The 23,737-nt window shown below is 37.8% G+C and carries 21 protein-coding genes; 5 read left to right on the top strand and 16 right to left on the bottom strand.

From position 1 onward, the window contains the following. Positions 1 to 35 precede the first annotated feature (35 nt). The 6 genes from ACW2QC_RS09965 to citZ form a co-directional block, all read right to left on the bottom strand. Complete coding sequence (locus ACW2QC_RS09965) at positions 36 to 161, bottom strand: hypothetical protein (protein ID WP_457543819.1); 126 nt, start codon at positions 159 to 161, stop codon at positions 36 to 38. Between the two features lie 117 nt (positions 162 to 278). Then, the gene (gene pnpS / locus ACW2QC_RS09960) at positions 279 to 1,646 is read right to left on the bottom strand and encodes a two-component system histidine kinase PnpS (protein WP_457543818.1); all 1,368 of its coding nucleotides are present in this window, start codon (positions 1,644 to 1,646) and stop codon (positions 279 to 281) included. Between the two features lies 1 nt (position 1,647). Continuing rightward, positions 1,648 to 2,340: a response regulator transcription factor gene (locus tag ACW2QC_RS09955; protein WP_457543817.1), complete on the bottom strand. Its 693-nt coding sequence runs from the start codon at positions 2,338 to 2,340 to the stop codon at positions 1,648 to 1,650. Between the two features lie 169 nt (positions 2,341 to 2,509). Further along, positions 2,510 to 3,448 carry a malate dehydrogenase gene (gene mdh / locus ACW2QC_RS09950; RefSeq protein ID WP_457543816.1) on the bottom strand — a complete coding sequence of 313 codons (939 nt, stop codon included), beginning with the start codon at positions 3,446 to 3,448 and terminating at the stop codon, positions 2,510 to 2,512. Positions 3,449 to 3,466: 18 nt separating this feature from the next. Beyond that, positions 3,467 to 4,738, bottom strand: coding sequence for an NADP-dependent isocitrate dehydrogenase (icd, locus tag ACW2QC_RS09945; RefSeq protein ID WP_457543815.1), 1,272 nt, complete (start codon positions 4,736 to 4,738; stop codon positions 3,467 to 3,469). Positions 4,739 to 5,129: 391 nt separating this feature from the next. Then, entirely contained in the window at positions 5,130 to 6,248 is a 1,119-nt protein-coding gene (citZ, locus tag ACW2QC_RS09940; RefSeq protein WP_457543814.1) for a citrate synthase, read from the bottom strand. A gap of 339 nt (positions 6,249 to 6,587) precedes the next feature. Here citZ and ytvI point away from each other — a divergent pair, with 339 nt between their 5' ends. Continuing rightward, positions 6,588 to 7,694, top strand: a complete 1,107-nt coding sequence (gene ytvI, locus ACW2QC_RS09935; protein WP_457543813.1) for a sporulation integral membrane protein YtvI — start codon at positions 6,588 to 6,590, stop codon at positions 7,692 to 7,694. Here the strand turns inward: ytvI and ACW2QC_RS09930 are convergent, their stop codons facing one another. From ACW2QC_RS09930 to dnaE, 8 genes are all read right to left on the bottom strand, one after another. Next, positions 7,695 to 8,084: an FxsA family protein gene (locus tag ACW2QC_RS09930; RefSeq protein ID WP_457543812.1), complete on the bottom strand. Its 390-nt coding sequence runs from the start codon at positions 8,082 to 8,084 to the stop codon at positions 7,695 to 7,697. It abuts the gene before it with no gap. A gap of 696 nt (positions 8,085 to 8,780) precedes the next feature. Continuing rightward, the gene (gene pyk, locus ACW2QC_RS09925; protein WP_457543811.1) at positions 8,781 to 10,541 is read right to left on the bottom strand and encodes a pyruvate kinase; all 1,761 of its coding nucleotides are present in this window, start codon (positions 10,539 to 10,541) and stop codon (positions 8,781 to 8,783) included. 31 nt (positions 10,542 to 10,572) lie between these two features. Further along, complete coding sequence (gene pfkA, locus ACW2QC_RS09920) at positions 10,573 to 11,532, bottom strand: 6-phosphofructokinase (protein WP_457543810.1); 960 nt, start codon at positions 11,530 to 11,532, stop codon at positions 10,573 to 10,575. A 502-nt stretch (positions 11,533 to 12,034) separates the two neighbouring features. Next, complete coding sequence (gene accA, locus ACW2QC_RS09915) at positions 12,035 to 12,994, bottom strand: acetyl-CoA carboxylase carboxyl transferase subunit alpha (RefSeq protein WP_457543809.1); 960 nt, start codon at positions 12,992 to 12,994, stop codon at positions 12,035 to 12,037. Then, positions 12,991 to 13,851 (bottom strand): acetyl-CoA carboxylase, carboxyltransferase subunit beta, encoded by an 861-nt coding sequence (gene accD / locus ACW2QC_RS09910; RefSeq protein WP_457543808.1) that lies wholly within the window; start codon positions 13,849 to 13,851, stop codon positions 12,991 to 12,993. The genes accA and accD overlap by 4 nt, the downstream gene beginning before the upstream one ends. Before the next feature lie 148 nt (positions 13,852 to 13,999). After that, the gene (locus tag ACW2QC_RS09905) at positions 14,000 to 14,620 is read right to left on the bottom strand and encodes a FadR/GntR family transcriptional regulator (protein WP_457543913.1); all 621 of its coding nucleotides are present in this window, start codon (positions 14,618 to 14,620) and stop codon (positions 14,000 to 14,002) included. A gap of 33 nt (positions 14,621 to 14,653) precedes the next feature. After that, positions 14,654 to 15,859 (bottom strand): NAD(P)-dependent malic enzyme, encoded by a 1,206-nt coding sequence (locus tag ACW2QC_RS09900; protein ID WP_457543912.1) that lies wholly within the window; start codon positions 15,857 to 15,859, stop codon positions 14,654 to 14,656. A 152-nt stretch (positions 15,860 to 16,011) separates the two neighbouring features. Further along, the gene (dnaE, locus tag ACW2QC_RS09895; RefSeq protein WP_457543807.1) at positions 16,012 to 19,371 is read right to left on the bottom strand and encodes a DNA polymerase III subunit alpha; all 3,360 of its coding nucleotides are present in this window, start codon (positions 19,369 to 19,371) and stop codon (positions 16,012 to 16,014) included. A 137-nt stretch (positions 19,372 to 19,508) separates the two neighbouring features. On the opposite strand from dnaE, the gene ACW2QC_RS09890 reads away from it, so the two are divergent. From ACW2QC_RS09890 to ACW2QC_RS09880, 3 genes are all read left to right on the top strand, one after another. Next, positions 19,509 to 19,841, top strand: a complete 333-nt coding sequence (locus ACW2QC_RS09890; RefSeq protein ID WP_457543806.1) for a YtrH family sporulation protein — start codon at positions 19,509 to 19,511, stop codon at positions 19,839 to 19,841. Further along, the gene (gene ytrI, locus ACW2QC_RS09885) at positions 19,841 to 20,350 is read left to right on the top strand and encodes a sporulation membrane protein YtrI (protein ID WP_457543805.1); all 510 of its coding nucleotides are present in this window, start codon (positions 19,841 to 19,843) and stop codon (positions 20,348 to 20,350) included. The genes ACW2QC_RS09890 and ytrI overlap by 1 nt, the downstream gene beginning before the upstream one ends. 181 nt (positions 20,351 to 20,531) lie before the next feature. After that, positions 20,532 to 20,729, top strand: a complete 198-nt coding sequence (locus tag ACW2QC_RS09880; protein ID WP_457543804.1) for a hypothetical protein — start codon at positions 20,532 to 20,534, stop codon at positions 20,727 to 20,729. Between the two features lie 101 nt (positions 20,730 to 20,830). Here ACW2QC_RS09880 and ACW2QC_RS09875 read toward each other — a convergent pair whose 3' ends face one another. Further along, a complete protein-coding gene (locus tag ACW2QC_RS09875; protein ID WP_457543803.1) occupies positions 20,831 to 21,775 on the bottom strand; it encodes a DHH family phosphoesterase in 945 nt (314 codons plus the stop codon). Between the two features lie 221 nt (positions 21,776 to 21,996). Between ACW2QC_RS09875 and ACW2QC_RS09870 the strand changes: the two genes are divergently transcribed. Beyond that, positions 21,997 to 22,296: a YtpI family protein gene (locus ACW2QC_RS09870; protein WP_457543802.1), complete on the top strand. Its 300-nt coding sequence runs from the start codon at positions 21,997 to 21,999 to the stop codon at positions 22,294 to 22,296. Between the two features lie 76 nt (positions 22,297 to 22,372). Here the strand turns inward: ACW2QC_RS09870 and ACW2QC_RS09865 are convergent, their stop codons facing one another. Next, on the bottom strand, positions 22,373 to 23,680 hold the full coding sequence (locus ACW2QC_RS09865) for a DRTGG domain-containing protein (protein WP_457543801.1): 1,308 nt from the start codon (positions 23,678 to 23,680) through the stop codon (positions 22,373 to 22,375). Positions 23,681 to 23,737 lie beyond the last annotated feature (57 nt).

The following is a 23,737-nucleotide window of genomic DNA, read 5'->3' as shown; positions in this document are numbered from 1 at the left end:
CTGCCTCCTCTGTCCAGCTATATAATTTGCTAATTTTATCTGCGTCTTTGTAATTCATTTACCTGATTCTCCAGTTTACGGATTCGTTTTTGTAAGTTATAAACAATCGGTAAATATGCAATGATGATGATAATAATTATTCCGATTCCGTTTATCTCCATGTTCCGAGTGACTCCTCTCATGTAACATGTACTATTTATTTCATTATACCAGTTTCGCCAAGCTTTTTAATGTAAAAAGGCTAACTTTATTTCTATGATAAAGTTAGCCTTAAGTTATTATTTTTTTGGAATATAAATATCAAAAGTTGTACCTTTATTTAGCTCACTAGTTGCTATGATGTCACCATTATGGACTTCTACAATGTGTTTCACAATGGCTAGTCCTAACCCGGTCCCCCCAGTATTCCGGCTTCTAGCTTTGTCAACACGGTAAAAGCGTTCAAATATTCGTGGTATCGCGTCCTGCGGAATACCTATACCAGTGTCTGCAACAGAAATGCGAATATCTTCTTCACCTTCACTTATCAAAAAAGATATCTTGCCATGTTCTGATGTATAGCTGATAGAATTAGCCAAAAGATTAAGAAGCACTTGCTTGATACGATCTTCATCAGCCATAATTGTCAATCCTTTTGCAAGAGAGACGGTTAATTGGATTTGTTTTCTTTCCGCTTGTTGTTTAATCATAGGAAGAATCTTGTTAGCTAGTTCTTCCATATTCACCTCTGTAACATGTAACTGGAATTCATCTTTTTCCAACCTTGATAGTGTTAACAAATCCTCAATTAATACTTGCAGCCGCTTGCTTTCCTCAAAGATAATACCTAAAAAGTTTTCACGCGTTTCAGCATCATTTGCCGCACCATCCAACAATGTCTCAGCAAATCCCTTGATCGAGGTAATCGGCGTTTTCAGTTCATGGGAGACATTTGCTACAAAATCTTTACGCATGATCTCCAATTTTTTTAATTCAGTAATATCATAAAAAACTAGTACAGATCCTTTTAGCATCTTCTTTTCATTAAAGATAGGTGCACCAACTATTTCAATATACTTTTTGTCTAGACCCTTCAATTGCGTAAATGATTCTTTGACGGTTTCTTCATATAGATACGTTTCTTGAACAGTCTGATGGATCTTTTCATTTTCTAAAACATCATAATATAAATAACCAACGTAATCACTAGATGTTCCGCCAAACATTGATATAAATTTCCGATTCACGAGATGTACATAGCCTTTTTCATCAATTAAAACCAGACCACTTTGTGTGTTATCAATAACAGTAAATAATTGTTTCTCCTGTATTTCTTCTTGAATAGAAAGTTCACTAAGGTTTCGGGCTAAAACATTTATTTTACTGCTTAGCTCACCAACACTGCCAACCGCCGGATGATGAATACGCGCACGGTAGTTCCCTTTTACAAGTTCATTGACCGTTTTTGTCGCTTTTTTTATTGGCTTCATATATTTTTCGAAAACATGTAATAATATAATGACTAAGATAATATATTCAATCACTAAAACAGAAAATAAAATAATATATTCATTTGTTAATTGACTTATTACTGCACCGGTGGCAATAACAAGCATTAAAATACCAATCACATATACACGTAGTGGCTTACTAAATAGTGCACGCACGTTAAATCGGCTCCTCCATTTTATAACCAAGTCCCCGAACCGTTTTCAGGTACCTTGGGCGTTTGGTGTTTGGTTCAATTTTTTCCCGCAAATGGCTGACATGTACATCAACAATTCGTGTATCTCCTGCATAGTCGTAATTCCAAACAGCACTTAACAATTGATCCCTTGATAATACTTGTCCTTTGTGATTGGAAAGATAATGCAAAAGTTCAAATTCTTTACGGGTAAAAGTTAACACACGATCATGCATTTCTGCCTCATATCGCTCGGGAAAAATTGTGAGGTCCCCAATTCTGATAAACCTATGATGGGTGGCCGACCCAATTCCTGTCCTTCTAAGTATTGCATTTATCCTGGCAATTACTTCTTTCGGACTAAACGGTTTTGTTAAATAATCATCTGCACCCAACTCCAAGCCAGCTATTTTATCTGACTCGTCATCTTTGGCTGTTAACATTAAAATAGGTGTATCTATTTTATTTTGCCTTAAATACTCACAAACCTCCATCCCATCCATTTTGGGAAGCATCAAATCAAGCACAATTAGGTCAAAGGCTTGCTGTTTTACTTTTTCGATAGCAGCTATCCCATCAAAGGCAACTTCAGTTTGAAATCCAGCCTGTTCAATATTAAATTTCAACAACGTAACAATAGATTTTTCATCATCAACAATTAGAATAGTTTGCTTCATATCATTGCCCCCCCATTTTAATGAACAACTCGTGATATGTTTATCTTACATGGAAGTGATGATTATGTGAATAGCTAAGATCGTAAAGAATTATTTACAAAGTCATAAGCCATAAAAAATGTCACATAGAAAAAGGCTGCTCCAAGTAGGAGACAGCCTCGAACAAAATTTATTCTAATATTTCAAGTACATTTTTTACAGATTCAGCTGATTTATCCAATGCAGCTTTTTCTTCTTCTGTTAAGTCTAATTCAATAATTTCTTCAATACCTTTACCACCAAGAACAGATGGTACTCCTAGATAAATGTCGGAGTAGCCATATTCACCTTCAAGGTATGCAATAGCAGGTAACACTCGGCGCTGGTCTTTAAGAATTGCTTCAGCCATCACTGTTAAGGATGCGGCAGGAGCATAATATGCACTACCATTTCCTAACAAACCGACGATTTCACCGCCACCTGTACGTGTACGTGCTACAATTTCATCCAAACGATCCTTCGAAATTAACTTTTCTAATGGGATTCCGCCTGCATAAGAGTAACGAATTAATGGTACCATATTATCCCCATGTCCACCTAAAACAAATCCAGAAATATCTTTGACAGATAAGTTCAATTCCTGTGCGATAAATGAACGGAAGCGCGCCGTATCAAGCACACCTGATTGTCCAATAACTCGCTCTTTCGGGAAACCGGATTCTTTAAATGCAGTGTACGTCATTGCATCGACTGGGTTAGATAATACTACAATTAATGTATCTGGTGAGTACTTAGCAATGTCTTTTGCAACAGATTTCATGATCTTTGCGTTTGTGCTTACTAAATCATCACGGCTCATCCCTGGTTTACGTGCAATTCCAGCAGTGATAATAACTAAATCAGAGTCTTTAGTGTCTTCATAGTTGGATGTACCAGTAATGTTAGCATCAAAACCTTGTACTGGGCCCGCTTCAAGCATATCGAGTGCTTTTCCTTTTGTTGGGTCTTCCATATTTGGAATATCAACAAGAACAACATCTCCAAGTTCTTTTTGTGCAAGCATTAATGCAGTTGTTGCACCAGTAAAGCCAGAGCCGATCACGGAAATTTTATTACGTTTGACAGCCATTGCTTTTCTCCCTCCTGATTAGTCCATATTTTTAATCAGTTCATTACCAAATTCAGAGCATTTAACTTCTTTTGCACCATCCATTAGACGGGCAAAGTCATACGTAACAACTTTAGATGCAATTGTTTTATCCATTGCTTTAGCGATTAAATCTGCTGCTTCTCTCCAATCTAAATGCTCTAGCATTAACACAGCAGATAGAATAACAGATGATGGATTTACTTTGTCCATTCCTGCATATTTCGGTGCTGTACCATGTGTAGCTTCAAAAATAGCATGGCCAGTATCATAGTTAATATTTGCTCCAGGTGCAATTCCAATGCCACCAACTTGTGCTGCTAATGCATCAGAAATGTAATCACCGTTCAAGTTCATTGTTGCTACAACGTCAAATTCTTTTGGACGAGTTAAAATTTGTTGTAAGAAAATATCAGCAATTGCATCTTTAACAATTATTTTACCAGCAGCGACAGCCGCATCTTGTGCTTTATTAGCTGCATCCTTACCTTCTTTTTCAACAATGCGGTCATACTCTGCCCATGTGAATACTTTGTCACTAAATTCCTGTTCAGCAACTTCATAGCCCCAAGCCTTGAAAGCACCTTCTGTAAATTTCATGATATTGCCCTTATGAACAAGTGTAACACTTTTACGGCCTTCGTTAAGTGCATACTGAATACTAGCGCGCACTAGACGTTTTGTACCTTCTTCAGACACAGGCTTAACACCAATACCGGAAGTTTCTGGGAAGCGGATATTATGTACATCCATTTCATTTTTAAGGAAATCAATTACTTTTTTTACTTCAGGGGTGCCTTTTTGCCATTCAATACCAGCATAGATGTCCTCCGTGTTTTCACGGAAAATAACCATATCCACATCTTCTGGACGTTTAACCGGTGATGGGACACCATCGAAATAGCGTACTGGACGAAGGCATGTAAATAAATCCAATTCTTGACGCAATGCAACGTTTAAAGAACGAATTCCACCGCCAATTGGTGTTGTAAGTGGTCCCTTAATTGCAATTTTATACTCATCAATTGTTTTTAGTGTTTCATTTGGTAGCCATTCACCTGTTTTATCGAATGCCTTTTGACCTGCATATACTTCTGTCCATTCGATTGATTTCGTACCATTGTATGCTTTTTCAACTGCAGCTTCGATAACTTTGCGTGCAGCAGCCCAAATATCTGGACCAATTCCGTCTCCTTCAATAAATGGAATAATCGGACGATCTGGAACATTCATTTTTCCATTCTCAACTGTGATTTTTTCTCCCTGTGACATAAATTATACCTCCTAGTTCTTCTTGTACAATTATATTCTATCATATTTCGTTAATACGTGATAATAACCGGTAACACACCGGCTACATTATGCTTGTTATTAAAAAATACTTAAATAGACCTTAGTTGTTTAAAATGCCTTTATTCAGTTAAAAGTGCGTGTTCAAAAAGCTGCCAAATTAGAAGTAAGGTCGACTAAGAACGTCACGTCAATAGCCACCATCGACATTAGCACGCCCTCGAAAAAGAAATACACTTTTTCTTCGTGCGATGTATGATGTATCGCTGTCGTAGCCTTGTCCTGTGCGTCAAAGGTCGAGTCGGGAAAAGCAAGCCAACGAAGAGATTCGCCGCTTATTATTTGATGACTTTTTGAACGACCTCCCAAAATGTTATTTACGATTTTCAATTGCTACATAGTCTTGTGTCTTTGGTCCAACGTATTCAGCACGTGGACGTATTAAACGGTTATTTGCATACTGTTCCAAGATATGTGCTAACCAGCCAGAAACACGGCTTGTTGCGAAAATTGGTGTGAATAGATCGTGATCAATTCCTAAACTATGATAAACAGATGCTGAATAAAAGTCTACATTTGCTGGAAGACCTTTATTTTCTTTGATGTATTCTTCAATTTTAACCGACATGTTATACCATTTTGGCTGACCAGTAATCTTTGTTAATTCCTCTGACATTTTCTTCAAATGTTTCGCACGCGGATCGCCATTGCGGTATACACGGTGACCCATGCCCATGATTTTTTCCTTATTAGCAATTTTCTCTTTAATATACGGAATTGCATTTTCTTCTTCGCCAATTTCCGTTAACATTTTCATTACACGTTCATTGGCTCCACCATGCAGTGGGCCTTTTAGTGCTCCGATTGCTGCAGTAACACCAGAATAAACATCTGATAATGTTGCAACACAGACACGTGCAGTAAATGTTGATGCATTTAATTCATGATCGGCATGTAGCACAAGTGCTTTATTCACTGCCTCTACTTCAATATCTTTTGCTTCTTCACCATTCAACATATAAAGGAAATTAGCAGCATAACCTAATTCTTTTTTCGGTTTTACTGGATCTTTTCCTTGACGAATACGTGCAAAAGCTGCAACAATTGTAGCCATTTTTGCTTGCAGACGAACTGCTTTTCGTTTGTTTGCAGCTTCTTCCATTACATCTGCTTCTTCATCGTACAATCCTAAAATGGACACAGCTGTTCTTAATGCTGCCATGGGATGAACGGTAGAGAGATCATAAGAACGTAAATGTTCAATAACTGCTTCTGGAAGCTCCATTTTTTCGGCAAGATCTGCTTTAAATGCATCCAATTCCGTTTTAGTCGGCAGTTTTAAATTCCATAATAAATAAATCACTTCTTCAAAACTGGAGTTTTCTGCCAGATCATCAATTCTATAACCAACATATGTAAGTTGATCATCGATGATAGAACTAATTGACGATTGAGTTGCTACAACCCCTTCAAGACCTTTAGTTGTTGTCATAACAAACCCTCTCCTTTTCTATAATTTGCTCATTCGCTTATGACAAATCGTTATAAAATATGTTTTACAACATTCCTTATAAAAATACAACATTGTCATCCCCATGAACAATTATAAAGTAATCTGAAACCAATGTGAATCGAAAGCGATTAAATTCAGCAATATTTTTCACGAAACGTTCACTTCTTAACTAAATACCGGGTAAATATCCATTTTTTCACAACTCTTGGTAAGATTCATGACGCATAACTCTTTCTTACGTCTAATTCCTGGTGTTATTTCATAAGTAAGTAGTACAAGGTTTTAATCGAATTTAACGTGTTGTAGCGAGGTGAAAAAATGTACAAGCAACTCAGTTTTCAGCTTTTAAGATTCCTGTTCATCGTAGCAATTATCTTATCTATCATTTTCTTTCTAAAATACACCTTTGTGTATCTTTATCCAATTTTCATTGCTATTCTTTTCTCATTTATGATTAACCCTGGGGTTACATTTCTGGAAAAGAAATTAAGATTCCCCCGGACACTGGCTGTAGTAACCATTATCATATCCGTATTTGCTTTTGCTCTTGGTTGTATTGTTTTATTAATCACTGAATTTATCCAAGGAACAACTTATTTAGCAGAAGTTATCCCGACCCACTTCAAGAGTTTAGTTCATTACGGGGAACAATTTATGGAAACAAAAATATTACCGGTTTATCATAAAGTCATTTCGTTTTTCCATACATTAGATCCATCCCAGCAGGAGACCATTCAGCTGAATCTGGAACAAATCGCCAATAAAATCGCCACATCCGGTACCGTTTTTTTAAACAATATTTTGTTAAAAATCCCATCTGCTCTAAGTGTTATACCCAATTCTTTCGTTGTGTTAACATTTATTATCTTGGCTACGTTTTTTCTGACAAAAGACTGGTCATCAATGCAAAGAACATTCACGAATATTATTCCTGCTTCAGCAAAAGATTCGATCATCCACATTTGGAAACAATTAAAAAGAGCATTATTTGGCTTCGCTAAAGCACAAATAATACTCATAAGTTTAACAGCACTTATTATTTTTATCGGTTTACGAATAATGGATGTGGACCATGCACTAACGATTGCTTTAATTACTGCTGTAGTTGATCTGTTCCCATACATTGGAACCGGGATCATTTTTATTCCATGGATTGTCTATCTATTTCTTGTTTCGAACTACCCGATGACCATTAGCATATCAATTCTTTACATGGTTATTATTGTTGGGCGCCAAATTCTGGAGCCTAAATTATTATCTACATCCCTTGGGGTTAACCCACTCTCCGTACTTATTGCCGTTTTCCTTGGCATGCAAATATGGGGATTCTTCGGATTATTACTTGCGCCAATATTATTAGTTTTGTTAAATGTGCTCTATCAATCCGGTGTTTTTAGTCAATTATGGTATTTTATCAAGGGTTAATTACCATTTGCGATAAATAATCGTTCCTTTGCTCATTTTGTTCTTTATGAACCGTTGCAACCAACTTCTGAAAGGGATTCTTGTCCAAGGCAATACAAGCAGAAAGCCGATTGTATCTGTTAAAAATCCAGGTGAAAATAAAAACACAGCACCAACAAAAATACATATGCCGTCGATAATTTCCGCTGTTGGAGCATGCCCTTGGCTCATTAGCTGTCTAGCACGCATCCATGTCTCTGTTCCTTGTTGTTTAGCGATAGTCACGCCAACAACACCTGTTAAAAGGATTAGAAAGACGACCCACCATGGCCCAATAATGCCACCTGCCCAAACGAACACACCAATTTCGAGTGCAGGGATAATTAATAAGGCAAGTAATAACCAGCGCATGTTGCTCATCCTTTCATTTTTAGAGTTGTTTTCTAACAGATGGGACTACGATTACTCGCCCCATCGAAAACATTTGTTGTTTGTTACACATTAGATAAAAAATGCGACATAACTCGAAATGATGGTTGGTGCGTTTACCCGCTCCGGAAATACACTACGCTTTCCGCGGGCGGCTGCTGAGCCTCCTCGAGCTGAGCACTAAGGGGTCTCACCTAGGCCTTTCCTCCCGCTGGAGTCTACGTGTATTTCCTCCACTGTTTTATCTTTTCGACTACCATCTATCTATTAGTAATGGAATATAAATACGAATAAGATAGGTGATTGGAGCGGAGGGCAGTCGACTCCTGCGGGAACAGCACGTGTCTGAAGACCCCGCAGGACAAGGAAAGCTTCGGCAGCGTTACATCGCACGCAGAAAAAGGGTTTTCCTTTTTCAAGGAAGTGGTTTTCTTCCGAGGAGGCTGAAGCCGTGCCCGCGGAAAGCGACTGCCCGCAGCGGAAATCACGTTGCTGTTACTTCGCTTTTTATATCAACTACGAAATTAATAGGCAACAAACGTTACGAAAAAAGCCTTAAAAAAGTTGGCTGCTAAACCTATAAGTTGATAACTACTATATTCTCTAGTGAAAAAAATGAAGGGAAAATTCCCTTCATTTTTTTATTATACTCCATACTATAACGGAAAAGATCTTCGTTTATAATACGCTCGCATGTCCTTTATAAATGTCACCTTTTGCAGCGTCCATTGTAATATCTTCTCCATTTTTTAGTAAATCAAAGACATTTTCCACGCCAACAATTACTGGAATGCCAAGGCTTAATCCGACCACTGCAGCATGTGAAGTTAATCCACCTTCTTGTGTTATGATCCCACCAGCTTTCTCTATCGCTGGCATCATATCGCGATCCGTTCCATATGTGACAATAATATCTCCTTCATCAACGTTCGCTAAAGCTTCATTTGCATTTTTTGCCACAGAGACTTTTCCATATGCGCTTCTTCGACCAATCCCTTGTCCCTTAGCAGCTACATCCCCAATTACATGGATTTTCATTAAGTTTGTTGTACCAGATTCGCCTACAGGTACACCTGCCGTAATAATCACCCTGCTACCACGTTCTAATAATTTCGTTTGTAACCCACGGTCAATTGCAACATCAAGCATTTCGTCAGTGGAGTTTGCCTTACCACCCATAATAGCATGCACACCCCAAACTAATGCTAACTGCCTGTTAATGTGCTCGGAAAATGTGACCGCAACAATTGGTGCTTTTGGTCGATATTTAGAGATCATCCGTGCTGTATGACCACTTTCTGTAGGTGTAATGATTGCACTAACCGATAAGTTCATTGCCGTATGTGTTACCGATTGACTAATCGCATCGGTTATCGTCATATCAACTGATTTAGATCGATTGGCTAAAATCATCTTATGATCTAATGCCGTTTCAGCCTTTCGGGCGATATTGTTCATGGTTGCTACAGACTCTACTGGATATTGTCCTGCTGCCGTTTCTCCAGATAGCATAATCGCATCTGTTCCATCAAAAATAGCATTCGCAACATCTGATGCCTCGGCACGTGTAGGACGTGGATTACGCTGCATCGAATCGAGCATTTGTGTCGCCGTGATCACGACTTTACCAGCATTGTTACATTTATAAATCAATTCCTTTTGTACGAGTGGTACATCTTCAGCAGGAATTTCAACACCTAAATCACCACGGGCTACCATGATCCCATCACTAACTTCCAAGATATCATCTATATTATCAACGCCTTCTTGGTTCTCAATTTTAGGGATAATTTGAATGTGTGTTGCATCGTGTTTCTCGAGTAATTCTTTTATTTCAAATACATCAGAAGGCCTGCGAACAAATGAAGCCGCAATGAAATCGATACCTTCCTGGATACCAAATTCAATATCTTTTGCATCCTTTTCTGTAATTCCAGGTAATTTCACCTGAACATTAGGCACATTGACACCTTTTTTATTTTTTATTGTTCCAGAATTCAGTGCTCTAGTTTTTAGTTCACTTTTGGTCGTATCGATTTCCATCACTTCTAATTCAATTAATCCATCATCCAACAGAATCTTTGACCCCTCATGGACATCATTAATTAAACCTGGATACGTAATTGAAAAACGATCAGCAGTACCTTCAACTTCCTCCATTGAAACATACACACTATTTCCTTGGATTATTTCGGCTTCACCGTTTACGAAATTCCCCGTTCTAATTTCTGGACCCTTAGTATCTAAAAGGATTGCAACAGTTTGTCCTTTATTTTCCGCAGCTTGTCTAATGTTTTTAATCCGATTTCCATGTTCGGCAAAATCGCCATGGGAAAAATTTAACCGTGCAACATTCATTCCCGATTCGATCAATTTCTCCAGTGTTTCTACTGATTCTGATGCAGGTCCAATCGTACATACGATTTTTGTTTTTCTCATTTTACTTCCTCCATTATTCATTCGTTAAAAATTAAATCGACAATTCCTTTGATAATTGATACATATCAACATTAATACGATGCGCACTTGACAATACTTCCTGAATATCGTGATCGACAAGTTGATTATTCTCTATTCCGACCATTCGACCAGCCTTTCCAGCTAATAACATATCGACCGCTTGCGCTCCTAGACGACTTGCTAGCACACGATCAGATGCAGTTGGTGACCCACCACGTTGAATATGGCCTAGAACGGTTACCCTTGTTTCAAGGTTAGTCGCTTCCTGGATTCGTTCCCCATAGGAAAATCCACTGCCAACTCCTTCTGCTAATACGATAATGCTATGTTTTTTTCCACGTTCATGACCACGCTTGAGCCGATCAATAACCTCTTGAAACTCATCTGATTTTTCTGGTATTAGGATACTTTCCGCTCCATCAGCTAATCCTGCCCATAATGCAAGATCTCCAGCATCTCTTCCCATTACCTCGATAACATATGTGCGTTCATGTGATGTTGCGGTATCCCTTATTTTATCGATTGCTTCAATAACGGTATTCAAGGCCGTGTCAAAACCAATAGTAAAGTCCGTACCAGAAATATCGTTATCAATTGTACCGGGTATACCAATGCATGGGTAACCTTTTTCTGTTAACTTTTGAGCACCATGAAAACTGCCATCTCCTCCAATAACGATCAATCCATCAATTCCATGTTTTTTTAATTGAACGATGCCTTTTTCTTGCCCTTCATCAGTTTTAAATTCCTCACATCTAGCTGAACGTAAAATAGTTCCACCTCGCTGAATAATATCGCCAACCGAACCTATTTCCATTTTTTCTATATGTCCATCAATCAAACCTTGATAACCGTTTTTAATTCCGTAAACATCAACACCGTGGTAGATTGCCTTTCTGACGACTGCACGAATTGCAGCATTCATACCTGGTGCGTCACCACCACTTGTTAAAACACCAATCTTCTTCATTCTCTCACCTCAAGACGTACAATATAATCACTAGCTTCTTACTATATAAAGATAATCGTAACACACGTAGAAATCAATTATTTTTCACTGTTAGTGCGTGTTCAAAAAGTTGCCAAATTAAAAGCAAAGTCGACTAAGAACATCACGTCAATAGCCAACGTCGACATTAGCACGTCCTCGAAAAAGAAATACACTTTTTCTTCGTGCGATGTATCGCTGTCGTAGCCTTCCTTGTCCTGCGCGTCAAGGTCGAGGCTGCGAAGCTTTGACGCACAGGAGTGTATAGTATATAAAAGGTACATGAGGAGGTGGGCTTGCACAGGACATGCTGACTTCAGCGTTGACTATTGACGTGGGCGGTTTAAGCAGAAGTTCCTTGAAAGCCAGCGAAGAGATTCGCCGCTATTATTTGGTGACTTTTTGAACAACCTCTGTTATAACAGAAACAAGTATGAGATTGACAAGTGTCAATCTCATACTTATCTTGGAAGACCATAACTTCCTATTCTGTCTCTTTATAATCACCAATTTGCTTATATTTTTCCCATCTTTTTTCTAGTAATTCATCAGTTGATAAAGCACTTAAAGTCGCCAATGATGTTTTAAGAACCTGATCAATATTTTGTGCTTGTTGTTCCACATCTCGATGGGCACCGCCTTTGGGTTCTGGGATAATATTATCCACAACACCTAGCTCCTTCAAATTATACGATGTAATTTTCATTGTTTCTGCAGCCTTTTGTGCAAGATTTGAGTCCTTCCACAATAATGCTGCTGCACCTTCAGGAGAAATAACAGAATAAGTGGAGTTTTCCAACATATGTATCTGATCTCCAACACCTAAACCCAAGGCACCTCCACTTCCACCTTCACCTATAACAATACAGATAATAGGTACAGTCAATCCTGCCATTTCCATTAAATTTCTAGCAATTGCCTCACTTTGCCCTCGTTCTTCAGCGGCTTTTCCTGGATAGGCACCCTTTGTATCAATAAAAGAGATGATAGGTCGATTAAACTTTTCAGCCTGTTTCATGTGACGTAGAGCCTTACGATACCCCTCTGGGTGAGGCATTCCAAAATTTCTGCGAATGTTTTCTTTTGTATCTTTCCCCCGTTGATGACCAATTACTGTAACTGGTTTCTCCCCATAGTAGGCAATTCCAGCTACGATCGCCTCATCGTCACCATACAAACGATCACCGTGAAATTCAATGAAGTTTGTAAACAATTTATCAATATAGTCTAGAGACGTGGGGCGCTCTTGGTGTCGAGCCATTTGAACACGATCCCATGGTTTTAAATTCGAATATATGTCGTTTTCCAACGTTTCTAGTCGTTTCTCTAAAGTACTGATTTCTTCCGATAAATCTATTTCACTATCTTTCGTGAAGTTTTTCAATTCTGCTATTTTTTCCTTCAAGTTTACGACCGGTTTTTCAAACTCCAACACTTGTTTCACGCGTGCTCCCCACCTTTCTGATGCATTGCCAAGATTGTTGATAACATTTGCTTGAGATCATTTCGATGAACAACCTGGTCTAGTTGTCCATGTTTGAACAAGAATTCAGCAGTTTGGAAATCATTCGGTAATTTCTCACGGATAGTTTGTTCAATGATACGTCTACCAGCAAATCCAATCAAAGCGCCTGGCTCAGCAAAATTATAATCGCCTAGTGAAGCAAAGCTTGCTGATACACCGCCAGTTGTTGGATGGGTCATCACGGAAATCATTAAACCGCCCGCATTACTAAACCGTTCGATCGCAACAGAAGTTTTGGCCATTTGCATAAGGCTTAATGCACCCTCTTGCATTCTAGCACCACCAGAAGCAGTGAAAATAACAAATGGTAATCCACTATTTTTCGCATTTTCAATGGCCCGGGCAATCTTTTCCCCCATTACTGAGCCCATACTGCCCATTCTAAAGCTCGAGTCCATCACACTAAAAGCTGTTCTTTGGCCTTCGATCATACCCTCGCCTGTTACAACACCTTCATTTAATCCTGTTTTAACACGGTCCTTCTCCAGTTTGTCTTCATATCCTGGAAAACCCAATGGATTGCTGGAAACAAGCTGCTCGTCCCATTCTTGAAATGTTTCTTCATCAAATAAACTACCAATTCGTTCCCATGCATTTAATGGATGATGATACCCACAATTTGGACAAACGTAATTATTTTTTCTCATTTCTTTACGATAATAAATTTTATGACATCCATCACATTTTTTCATTAATCCCTCTGGAACGTCCAACTTCCCTTGTTCACTTGGAATGGATGCGTATTTCTTTTTCTTGCCAAAAAAATCTTTAAGCAAGGTTATTCCTCCTTTTTCACAAGACCAAAATCCCTCAGTCTTAACACTGAAGCTTAAAGAATACCTTCAGTTTGCAACAGTACTACACTCACTATAACGTTTCAGAAATAAAAAGACTGTCAAAAATCGTCGAGTTAGCAATAAAATGTTACTGTTCATTGGAATTGGATAGCGGTTGAAACAAAACTTCGATTGACCCGTATTGCTGCTCTTCATAAGCTTGGATAAGCTCAATATAAAACATTTTTTCATAATGACGCTTTCCAATCGTATACGAAAATTCCTCCATTAAGTACCAAATTTTGGCTAGCAAAAGATTTTCGACTCTGTCAAACAAATACGTAAAAAACGTAAAATGTTGTGTGTTAGCATCCATACTGGAATCGTGTACTATTTTTCTTAACTCATTTATATCTGCTGATGTTACACGTTCATATGCAAGTTTGGCCGCTTCTTTTTCAATGACTTTTTTGGCTAGCATCAAATCCGCTTTTGTTTTATTTTCCCTTAATATAAAAGATGATAAAAGCTCTACTGTTTGGTAAGGGCGATAAGTGCTTAAATAGGTGCCTTCACCATGTCTAGTTTCAATTAAACCTAATAATTCCATAGCCCTTAGTGCCTCTCTAACAGACGATCTGCCTGCTTGTAACGTTTCAGCGAGTTCACGTTCGGACGGAAGCTTATCACCAGGCTCCAAATCATTAATATCTATAAACTTGCGAATCTCTTGCAATACACCTTGGTACACTTTTTGCTTTGGTGACATTGGCACAAGCCTATTTCACTCCTTTAACCTCAATCAATCGTCAATTCCCGTTAATTGTCTCGTTTTTTCGGCGACATCTTCTGGTTCAACCTGAATTCTCGCTACACCAGATTCCATTGCAGCTTTTGCGACACTTGATGCAACTAATGGTGCTACCCGAGAATCAAATGGGGCAGGAATAACATAATCTTCGTTTAGTTCTTCCTCTGTAATAAGTGATGCAATTGCTTCTGCTGCAGCTACTTTCATTTTTTCGTTAATTCGTGTTGCTCGTACATCAAGTGCACCACGAAAAATCCCAGGAAAAGCCAATACATTATTAACTTGATTCGGAAAATCAGATCTACCCGTACCGATTACTTTTGCACCAGCTTCTTTTGCATCCTCTGGCATTATTTCCGGATCAGGATTTGCCATTGCAAAAATAATTGGATCATCATTCATTTTGGCAACCATATCTTTAGACAATAAACCACCAACCGAAACACCAATAAATACATCGGCTCCCTCTAGAACCTCTTCTAAATTTCCTTCTTTTTTTTCTTTATTTGTCATTTTAGCAATGCGATCTTTAACGTCATTCATACCATATGACCTTCCTTCAAAAATAGCACCTTTTGAGTCACACATGATCATTTCACGAACGCCAAAGTTATATAACAGCTTAATAATTGCAATACCTGCAGCACCAGCTCCATTCGCAACAACTCTAATATCGGAAAATGATTTGCCAACTAGTTTTAATGCGTTTATTAGCCCAGCGACTGTTACAATCGCAGTTCCATGCTGATCATCATGAAAAATTGGTATGTTCGTTTCTTTTTTTAATTTCTCTTCAATAATAAAACAATTTGGAGCCGCAATATCTTCTAAGTTGACACCACCAAATGTGGGCTCCATTAATTTTACTGTTTGGACAATTTTATCAATATCATGACTATCTAAACAGATTGGAAAAGAATCAACACCGGCAAAGGTTTTAAATAGTACCGCTTTCCCTTCCATAACAGGTAAAGCTGCTTCTGGGCCGATATTACCTAGACCTAAAACAGCAGATCCATCACTAACAACTGCAACCATATTACCTTTCATTGTATAATCATAAACCGATTCTTTACGATCATGAATTTCTTTACAAGGTTCTGCAACCCATGGTGAATACGCAAGACTTAAATCTCTGGCATTACGTACCGAAACCTTGGATTCTGTAGATAATTTACCTTTATTCTTTTTATGCATATGTAGTGCTTCTTCTCTTAAATTTGCCACAGATTATCCACTCCTTTAAGCATTAAATATTGTGAAAGAATTTACAAATTGGTCTGACCACTTGATTACTTAATTATAACAGATGCCATAGCTGTGTAAAGTATTGTATATGGACGAACAACTTATTTTTGTTTCTCCAGCGCTACATTTTCTTGGCCAAAATAGGTTCGTAGTTTATAAATACATTCATTCACCGGATTAATGTCATACATACTTGCTAATTGATATGTTTTTTTCGTTTCCAGTGTATAAATAATTATCGGCGTACTTCCTGGAAATAAATTAGCAGTTTCTTTTACATTTCGTAATGCTTCTTCACTATTTTGTTCACTGAGTTTAATGAATAGTCGTTCATGCTGTTCTCCAGTTATTTTCACTTGTTCAAATGGGTATGCTTCCTGAACAATCCATTGGGTTCGATTATTTCTTGAATCTATTTTTCCTTTTATAAAAATCAGTTTTTCCTGCTCAAGCAACACTCTGATTGATCGATAGACATCCGGGAATACTACTGCTTCCATATCTCCTGTTTCATCACTAATTGTTAAAAATGCCATCGGATCGCCACGTTTTGTACGGATTGTCTTACTAGATTGGACAATGACAGCACTCTTGATATTTCGCTTACCAACCAACTGTTGTGCCCTACTCATTGGAACGTAACCGTAATAATCAAGTGCTTTGCGATAGGTTGCTAAGGGATGACTGGAAACATAAACACCTAATAATTCTTTTTCATTCGCTAATTTTTCCATTATATCAAGGTCTTCCATTTCAATATAAGTTGCTTCAAGCTCGAGCTTATCTTGGAATAATGATGCTTGATCATTAAACTCTCGAAACAGATCACCTTGCTCCATCGCTTGGTCGATTGATGCCAGCATGCTTGCTCTGTTCGTGTATGTCTCATCAAAGGCTCCTGATAGAATCAACACTTCCAATACTTGACGGTTTACAATACATAAAGAAACACGCATACAAAAGTCGAATAGATTTTTAAATGGTCCTTGTTTTCGAACATGAACTATTTCATTAACAACCTGATTTCCGATACCTTTTATCGATAATAGCCCCATACGAATGTTATTACCATCAACAGAAAACATCCCAAAGCTTTTGTTAATCGACGGCGGTAATACAGATAAATCAACCGCTTTAGCTTCCTTCATATAAGTGTGTACTTTTTCCTGCTGATTAACTACGGCATTCAAGATTTGTGTAAAAAAACTAGCTGGATAATGTGCTTTTAAATATGCCAGCTGGTACGTTATCATACTATAGGCAACGGCATGACTCCGGTTAAATCCATAATTGGAGAATTTGACAATCCATGCAAAAATTTCTTCGGCTACCGTCTGATTATAACCATTTGCCAAACACCCCTTAATAAATGTTTCCTTCTGTTCATCCATTACTCCCTGCTGCTTTTTACTGACAGCGCGTCGTAAAATATCAGCTTCTCCCAATGAAAATCCAGCAATTTTATGCGCGATTTGCATAATTTGTTCTTGGTAAACTAGAACGCCATATGTTTTTTCCAATATCGATGCTAAATCTGGATGCGGATAAATAATTTTCTCCTGTTTATGCTTACGGGCAATATAAGTTGAAATATATTCCATTGGACCTGGACGATACAGTGCATTAACGGCAACAATGTCCTCGAATGCAGTTGGTCTTAATCTTGTCAGAACCTGTTTCATGCCTTGTGATTCTAATTGAAATATCCCATTTGTCTTTCCTTTTTGTAATAGAGAAAAAGTCTTTACATCATTTTCCGGGAGCTGATTTAAATCAATTACTTCCTTTGTTGTATAATAAATGGTTTGAACTATCCGCTCCAACAGGGTCAAGTTACGTAACCCCAAAAAGTCCATTTTTAATAAACCAATTGCTTCCAAATGATTCATTGAAAACTGTGTTAAATGGATATCATTCGCACCAACTGTTAAAGGCACATGTTCTTCAAGCGGTTTTTCACTAATTACGACACCAGCTGCATGCGTGGAAATATGCCGTGGCAGACCTTCTAATATACTTGCTATCTTAAATAAAGCCTTTAATTTCTCCGATTGCTTAATATATTGCTTTAAGTCTTCTGATTCACGTACATAGTCTACGAGTGTTTTATGTGCCTGCACAGGAATTTCCCGTAAAACGAATTGTGCATCCTGTTTATCGATTCCAATCGTTTTAATCAATTCCCTTACTACTGAACGGGCTGCAAATGTGCCGAACGTAATAATTTGCGCTACATGATCCGTCCCATATTTATTTCGTACATATTCAATTACCTCATCCCGTCGATGATCGGAGAAATCAATGTCAATATCCGGCATTGTAATTCGTTCTGGGTTCAGGAATCGCTCAAATAATAAATTATATTTAATTGGATCCACATCCGTTATTCCTAAAACATAGGCAACGAGCGAACCCGCTGCAGATCCCCGACCAGGTCCAACCATAATATTATTCGCTTTTGCATAAGCAACGAAATCCCAAACAATAAGAAAATAATCGCTAAATTGCATGGATTTTATAACAGTCAGTTCATATTGCAAACGGTCATAAATTTCCCGAGTCACCGTATCATATCTCTGTTTCACCTTATCCCAACATATCCTTGCTAAATAGGTATGGGCTTCTAACTGTTCAGGAACCGGAAATGAAGGAAGCATACGCGCTCCTAAATCAAATGTTACCGTACATTTTTCACTAATTTGTTCTGTCATATGTATTACTTCCGGCCACGCTTGAAACAATGCCGTCATTTCTGATTGTGATCGTAAATGATGCTGCTTCATAGCCGGATTGGTCATCTTTAACGGCCATTCTTTGCCATTCTTCATCGATTGTAAGCAGTCATAAGCAATATCATCGGTTTCATTTAGATACCGAACATCGTTAATGGCTACAACGGGAATCTGATAGGCAGCATGAAGATTCTTAAGTGAAGTGGATTCCGCTCTTTCACTTGCTAGTCCATGATCCTCAACACCCAAGTAAAAATTATCACTGTCAAAGGAAGCTCTCCATGTGTCGATGTATTCTTTCGTTTTTTCCAGTGTTTCCTGTTGTAATGTTGACGATATCGAATTTTGTGATGTTGGTAAAATACCGATAACTCCTGTTGTAAAGTTAACTAAGTTTTCTTTCTCAATGGCATCATAGTGATTCGTTTGAAGATAAGTGGATAATGTTACAAGCTTCTGATATCCTTGGTTATTTTTTGCCAATAGGATACAAGTGTCTTTTTCCTCGTCTGCGGTTTTCACATTTACAATCATACCGATAATCGGTTTTATTCCCTGTTCCTTGCATGCTTGGTAAAATGAGATAGCCCCGTACAAAACTTGCTCATCCGTCAAAGCAAGTGCTTGAAAACCCAAGTCTTTAGCTTTTTTCACTAATTTGTCAATGGTTATGGTACTATTCATTAAGCTGTATCCACTTCTCACTTGCAAATGGGTAAATGATGACATATAATATCCCGCCTTTTCTACCTCTTATTATAGCTAACATAAGAATGGGATGCATGTACGAACTATCATACTAGAAACATATCTTATTCTCATTTCGCATACAATGAAGAGAGTATGCCTAAGGGGAGAGCGTTAGGATGGAAGAACGATTTGTTGCATCATTCATACATTGTTTTTTTATTGCCTTTGGTGTCATTATTGGTGGATCAATTATTGGAAGCATTGGTTCATTTGCAACAGGTGATGCACCGTTACCAGCTATGAGTAGAATCGCGAAAGGTTTACGTATCTGGGCTATCGTTGCAGCAATTGGAGGGACATTTGATGCAATTGCTAATTTCGAAAAAGGACTCTTGGATGGACAACCCATCGATGTTTTCAAGCAAATATTATTAATTTTATCGGCAATGGGTGGCGTAAAAACAGCAATTATCCTAATTGGTTGGTTTATACAGGAGGATGTTACCTAATGCATATCCCACCATACCATAAAAAAGCAAGCTGGCAGCGTTTTTTCGTTGGTACGATGATAGGGGCGGTTGTTGCTTATTGTATTTTTGCATATATGTACAATTCTATGTATGAACGGCTGCTTGAAAAAAACCTCGATCTACAATCGGAAGTAACCGAATTAAAAAATTATAATGAAGCATTGAAGAAAGATAAAGAAGACTTAAACGAAAAGTCAAAAGAAAAATTGACGGTAGATTCCATTGAAGTAACCGTTACAAATCCAAAAGAACTTGATTTGGATCGATTGGTAACCCACCAATTAGAAGAAATGATCAAGGAAGAAATCGAGGATATAATTGGCCAAGATGTCAGTATTATTGCGGAAAGCGATGAACTTTTAACCGCTACTATTGAGAATAAAGAATTTGCCATAGACGATTTTACGTACCTTTTTAAAGTCACAAAACTGGCTTTTGCACAAACGATTAAAATCGAGGTAGAGGGCAAAATTTCTAGTCAAACATGAACATTTTATGAAATTTTCTAAAAACACGTAGTAAGATTTAATTATTTTCGGTAAACTTAATTTATACAAGATCATTTTGTTCATAACTTTCATACACTATTTTTATCCCTCATTTATAGGTGATGACAATTTAGGTTTGTTAAGGCTTATACATTAACTATTCTGGAAAGGAGCAATTTGTATGTTAATCATGCCTCAAGGACAAATTAAAGATGAAAAAATCAATCAATTAAAAGCCGGGAGAACAGCATATGCCGAGTCAAATGAGCTTATTCGGTTGATAAAACGTGATATTACAAAACTCGGTTTACACGTTCATTGTGATCAAACAAATACCGGATGCTGGTTCATCCCCCTCCACGAACAAATCAGCAGTTAAAAGGAATAAGAAGATTAAAAGTGCTGATCTATCTTGTTAGTCAGCACTTCCGCAATTTTTAGATTAAAATTGCTACAAATTTCTTTAACTACTTACTTACACTACTCATATGATCTACATACCGCATCAAGGTCATGTACAACTTGCTCTGTTTCTTCCCAGGTCGATACGGATGCTCCTGCCGCCATTGGATGTCCGCCACCATCGTATTTTGCAGCGATTGTGTTAATTACAGGTCCTTTTGAGCGAAGGCGGACGCGAATTTGATCTTCCTCTTCAATAAAAATAACCCATGCTTTAATTCCATCAACATCACCTAACACCCCAACTAATTGCCCTGTCTCTATCGGTTCAACTTCATATTTATTCAATAGATCTTTTGTTAGTTTAATTGTACTCATCCCTGATTCAGTAAGGGTAAAGTTTTGTAAAATATAGCCCCTTAACCTGGCGATATTATCGTTAATACGATAGATACCATCGTATAGACTAGTACGATCAAAATTATATGTCACAAGCTCCGCAGCATATTGAAAGGTTTTTTTCGTTGTGCTAGGAAATAAAAATCTGCCTGTGTCTCCAACGATCCCGCCATAAATAAGCCTTGCCGCCTCGTCATTCATGTGAAAACCTTTTTCCTTTGCTTCTAAATATAAATCATAAATTATTTCACTCGTTGAACTTGCTTCTGTATCCACCCACATCATGTCACCATACATATCAACATTAGGGTGGTGATCAATTTTAATCAGCATATCTCCCTTGTCATAACGATCATCATCGATACGGGCTGCATTTGCCGTATCACATACAATCACGAGGGCTCCATTGTAAACACTGTCTCCAATCGCATCCATTCGTGCTAAAAAATATAAGGATGGGTCCTCATCACCAACCACATACACTTTTTTCATTGGAAACGTCTGTTTAATTAGTTCGCTTAAACCCACCTGTGAACCATATGCATCCGGATCCGGACGAACATGACGATGGATAATAATTGTATCAAATTCATGAATTGCTTGGATAATTTTATCGAAGTTCATCTTATTTCTCCTAACTATCTAATAGTGGTTTCTTCTGGCTTAATTGGTTAAAACAAGCTACAATAGGTAGTGGTTCATATTATTTTTAGAGGTTGTTCAAAAAGTCACCAAATAATAAACGGTGAACTCAAAGCTACGCTGCCTAGACCTTCTTGCTTTCTAATTTGGCAACTTTTTGAACACGCAATTTTATGTGAAATCTGTTACAGGAGAGAGTGTTTATGGTAATATTCCCGATTATAATTGTTCTAGCACTTGTTCTATATATTTACTATAAAGTATCTATATTGAGAAGCAAAGACAAATTAACACAAAGCTATTTTAACGCTAAATCCCGGCTTTGTCTTGGTGTTTTTGTGCTATTTTTTGGCATTAACCAATATTTATATTATCAAACAAAACTAGCACTGTTTATTGGTATTGTCTTTGTGATTCTTGGCGGTATGCAGTTTAACCTGGGCTTAAAGGAAACAAAACACTACCGAAAAGAGTGGAGACGTTTAAATCCAGCAGAGAAATAGCTGACTACCTTAGGATAGTCAGCTTTTCATTTATTTTGACTTATCCATCTCCGACACACTAAGAACATCTGCGTTTTTATCGATCAATTAATTGCGCCATTAACAACCCTTTTCCAACTAATTTCCGTTCCTGAAAGACTTCAACATCGATTTTAGCATAAATTCTTCCGATATCTAATAGTCTCGGTTTAATGATTAATTTACTATCAATTTGGACTGGTTTAATAAAGTATACCGTGATATTTTCCACAACGAGGTCACCTTTTTTCGCCTGCAGGAGCAAACGGCTACTTGCTTCTGTCACCAGTGAAGTAAATACTCCATTTGATAAGGTTCCCAGCTGATTCGTCATCTGTGGTGTTACTTCCGTTTGGAAAACAGTCTGATCTTCTTCAAGTGCATAGATATTTGACGAAACAATGTCATCAATTGTTTCCCCCACTTGTGGCTGGCGTTGAATTTGTTGTAGTGCTTTCAAAACATCCTGACGGGAAACAAGTCCTTGTAATTTATACGCTTGGTCAATAATAGGAACTACTTCAATCCCTTCCCAGACCATCATATGCGCTACATAAGCTAATGACGTTTTAGCTTGAACGACGAAAGGATTCTTCGTCATCACTTTTTCCAATGCCATTTTCTGGTCCTTACCTATGATATCTCTTGACGTTACCATTCCGACTACACGTTTTTTCTCGTCAACTACCGGAAATCTTGTATGAGTGGATTTCTCATTCAGTTCATACCATTTTTCAAGTGGATCTTTTACATTCAGATAGAATGCCTCATCATACGGTGTTGAAATATCATCAACAAAAATAATTTCCTTTTTAATCAGTTGGTCATATATGGCCCTGTTAATCATTGCGGCAACTGTAAACGTATCATAACTTGTCGACATAATCGGAATTTGCTTTTCATCTGCCAAGCGCTTAATATGATCAGCTGTATCAAATCCGCCTGTAATTAATACGGATGCACCTTCATTTAAAGCTAATTCATGTGCTTTAACCCGATTTCCAACAATTAAAAGAGAATTTGCTTCTGTATAACGCATCATTGCATCAAGTTGCATCGCACCAATCACAAATTTATTTAAGGTCTTGTGTAATCCTCCGCGGCCACCTAAGACTTGTCCATCCACAATATTAATAACTTCGGCAAATGTTAATCGTTCAAAATTTTCCTTTTTCTTACGCTCGATTCTAATAGTGCCAACACGTTCGATCGTACTGACCAACCCTTGATTCTCGGCTTCTTTAATGGCGCGGTAAGCTGTACCTTCACTTACATTTAAATCCTTCGCAATCTGCCGTACCGAAATCTTATTCCCGATACCTAGTGATAAAATATGTTGTAATATCTGTTCGTGCTTTGTTGCCATCTTTGCTCACCGCTTTCAACTGTACTAGTCTTTATAATTAACTTTATTATACAGTTG

This window comes from Virgibacillus sp. FSP13 (genome assembly GCF_054048505.1).
The sequence above is the reverse complement of the archived record's forward strand: the minus strand, read 5'-3'. Positions and strand labels throughout refer to the sequence as shown.

Coding starts and splice junctions, on each gene's coding strand:
- ACW2QC_RS09965 (WP_457543819.1), bottom strand. CDS start 161: ATGGAGATAAACGGAATCGGAATAATTATTATCATCATCATTGCATAT.
- ACW2QC_RS09955 (WP_457543817.1), bottom strand. CDS start 2,340: ATGAAGCAAACTATTCTAATTGTTGATGATGAAAAATCTATTGTTACG.
- mdh (WP_457543816.1), bottom strand. CDS start 3,448: ATGGCTGTCAAACGTAATAAAATTTCCGTGATCGGCTCTGGCTTTACT.
- icd (WP_457543815.1), bottom strand. CDS start 4,738: ATGTCACAGGGAGAAAAAATCACAGTTGAGAATGGAAAAATGAATGTT.
- citZ (WP_457543814.1), bottom strand. CDS start 6,248: ATGACAACAACTAAAGGTCTTGAAGGGGTTGTAGCAACTCAATCGTCA.
- ytvI (WP_457543813.1), top strand. CDS start 6,588: ATGTACAAGCAACTCAGTTTTCAGCTTTTAAGATTCCTGTTCATCGTA.
- ACW2QC_RS09930 (WP_457543812.1), bottom strand. CDS start 8,084: ATGCGCTGGTTATTACTTGCCTTATTAATTATCCCTGCACTCGAAATT.
- pyk (WP_457543811.1), bottom strand. CDS start 10,541: ATGAGAAAAACAAAAATCGTATGTACGATTGGACCTGCATCAGAATCA.
- pfkA (WP_457543810.1), bottom strand. CDS start 11,532: ATGAAGAAGATTGGTGTTTTAACAAGTGGTGGTGACGCACCAGGTATG.
- ACW2QC_RS09905 (WP_457543913.1), bottom strand. CDS start 14,620: ATGTCACCAAAGCAAAAAGTGTACCAAGGTGTATTGCAAGAGATTCGC.
- ACW2QC_RS09900 (WP_457543912.1), bottom strand. CDS start 15,859: ATGCATAAAAAGAATAAAGGTAAATTATCTACAGAATCCAAGGTTTCG.
- dnaE (WP_457543807.1), bottom strand. CDS start 19,371: ATGTCATCATTTACCCATTTGCAAGTGAGAAGTGGATACAGCTTAATG.
- ACW2QC_RS09890 (WP_457543806.1), top strand. CDS start 19,509: ATGGAAGAACGATTTGTTGCATCATTCATACATTGTTTTTTTATTGCC.
- ytrI (WP_457543805.1), top strand. CDS start 19,841: ATGCATATCCCACCATACCATAAAAAAGCAAGCTGGCAGCGTTTTTTC.
- ACW2QC_RS09880 (WP_457543804.1), top strand. CDS start 20,532: ATGTTAATCATGCCTCAAGGACAAATTAAAGATGAAAAAATCAATCAA.
- ACW2QC_RS09875 (WP_457543803.1), bottom strand. CDS start 21,775: ATGAACTTCGATAAAATTATCCAAGCAATTCATGAATTTGATACAATT.
- ACW2QC_RS09870 (WP_457543802.1), top strand. CDS start 21,997: ATGGTAATATTCCCGATTATAATTGTTCTAGCACTTGTTCTATATATT.
- ACW2QC_RS09865 (WP_457543801.1), bottom strand. CDS start 23,680: ATGGCAACAAAGCACGAACAGATATTACAACATATTTTATCACTAGGT.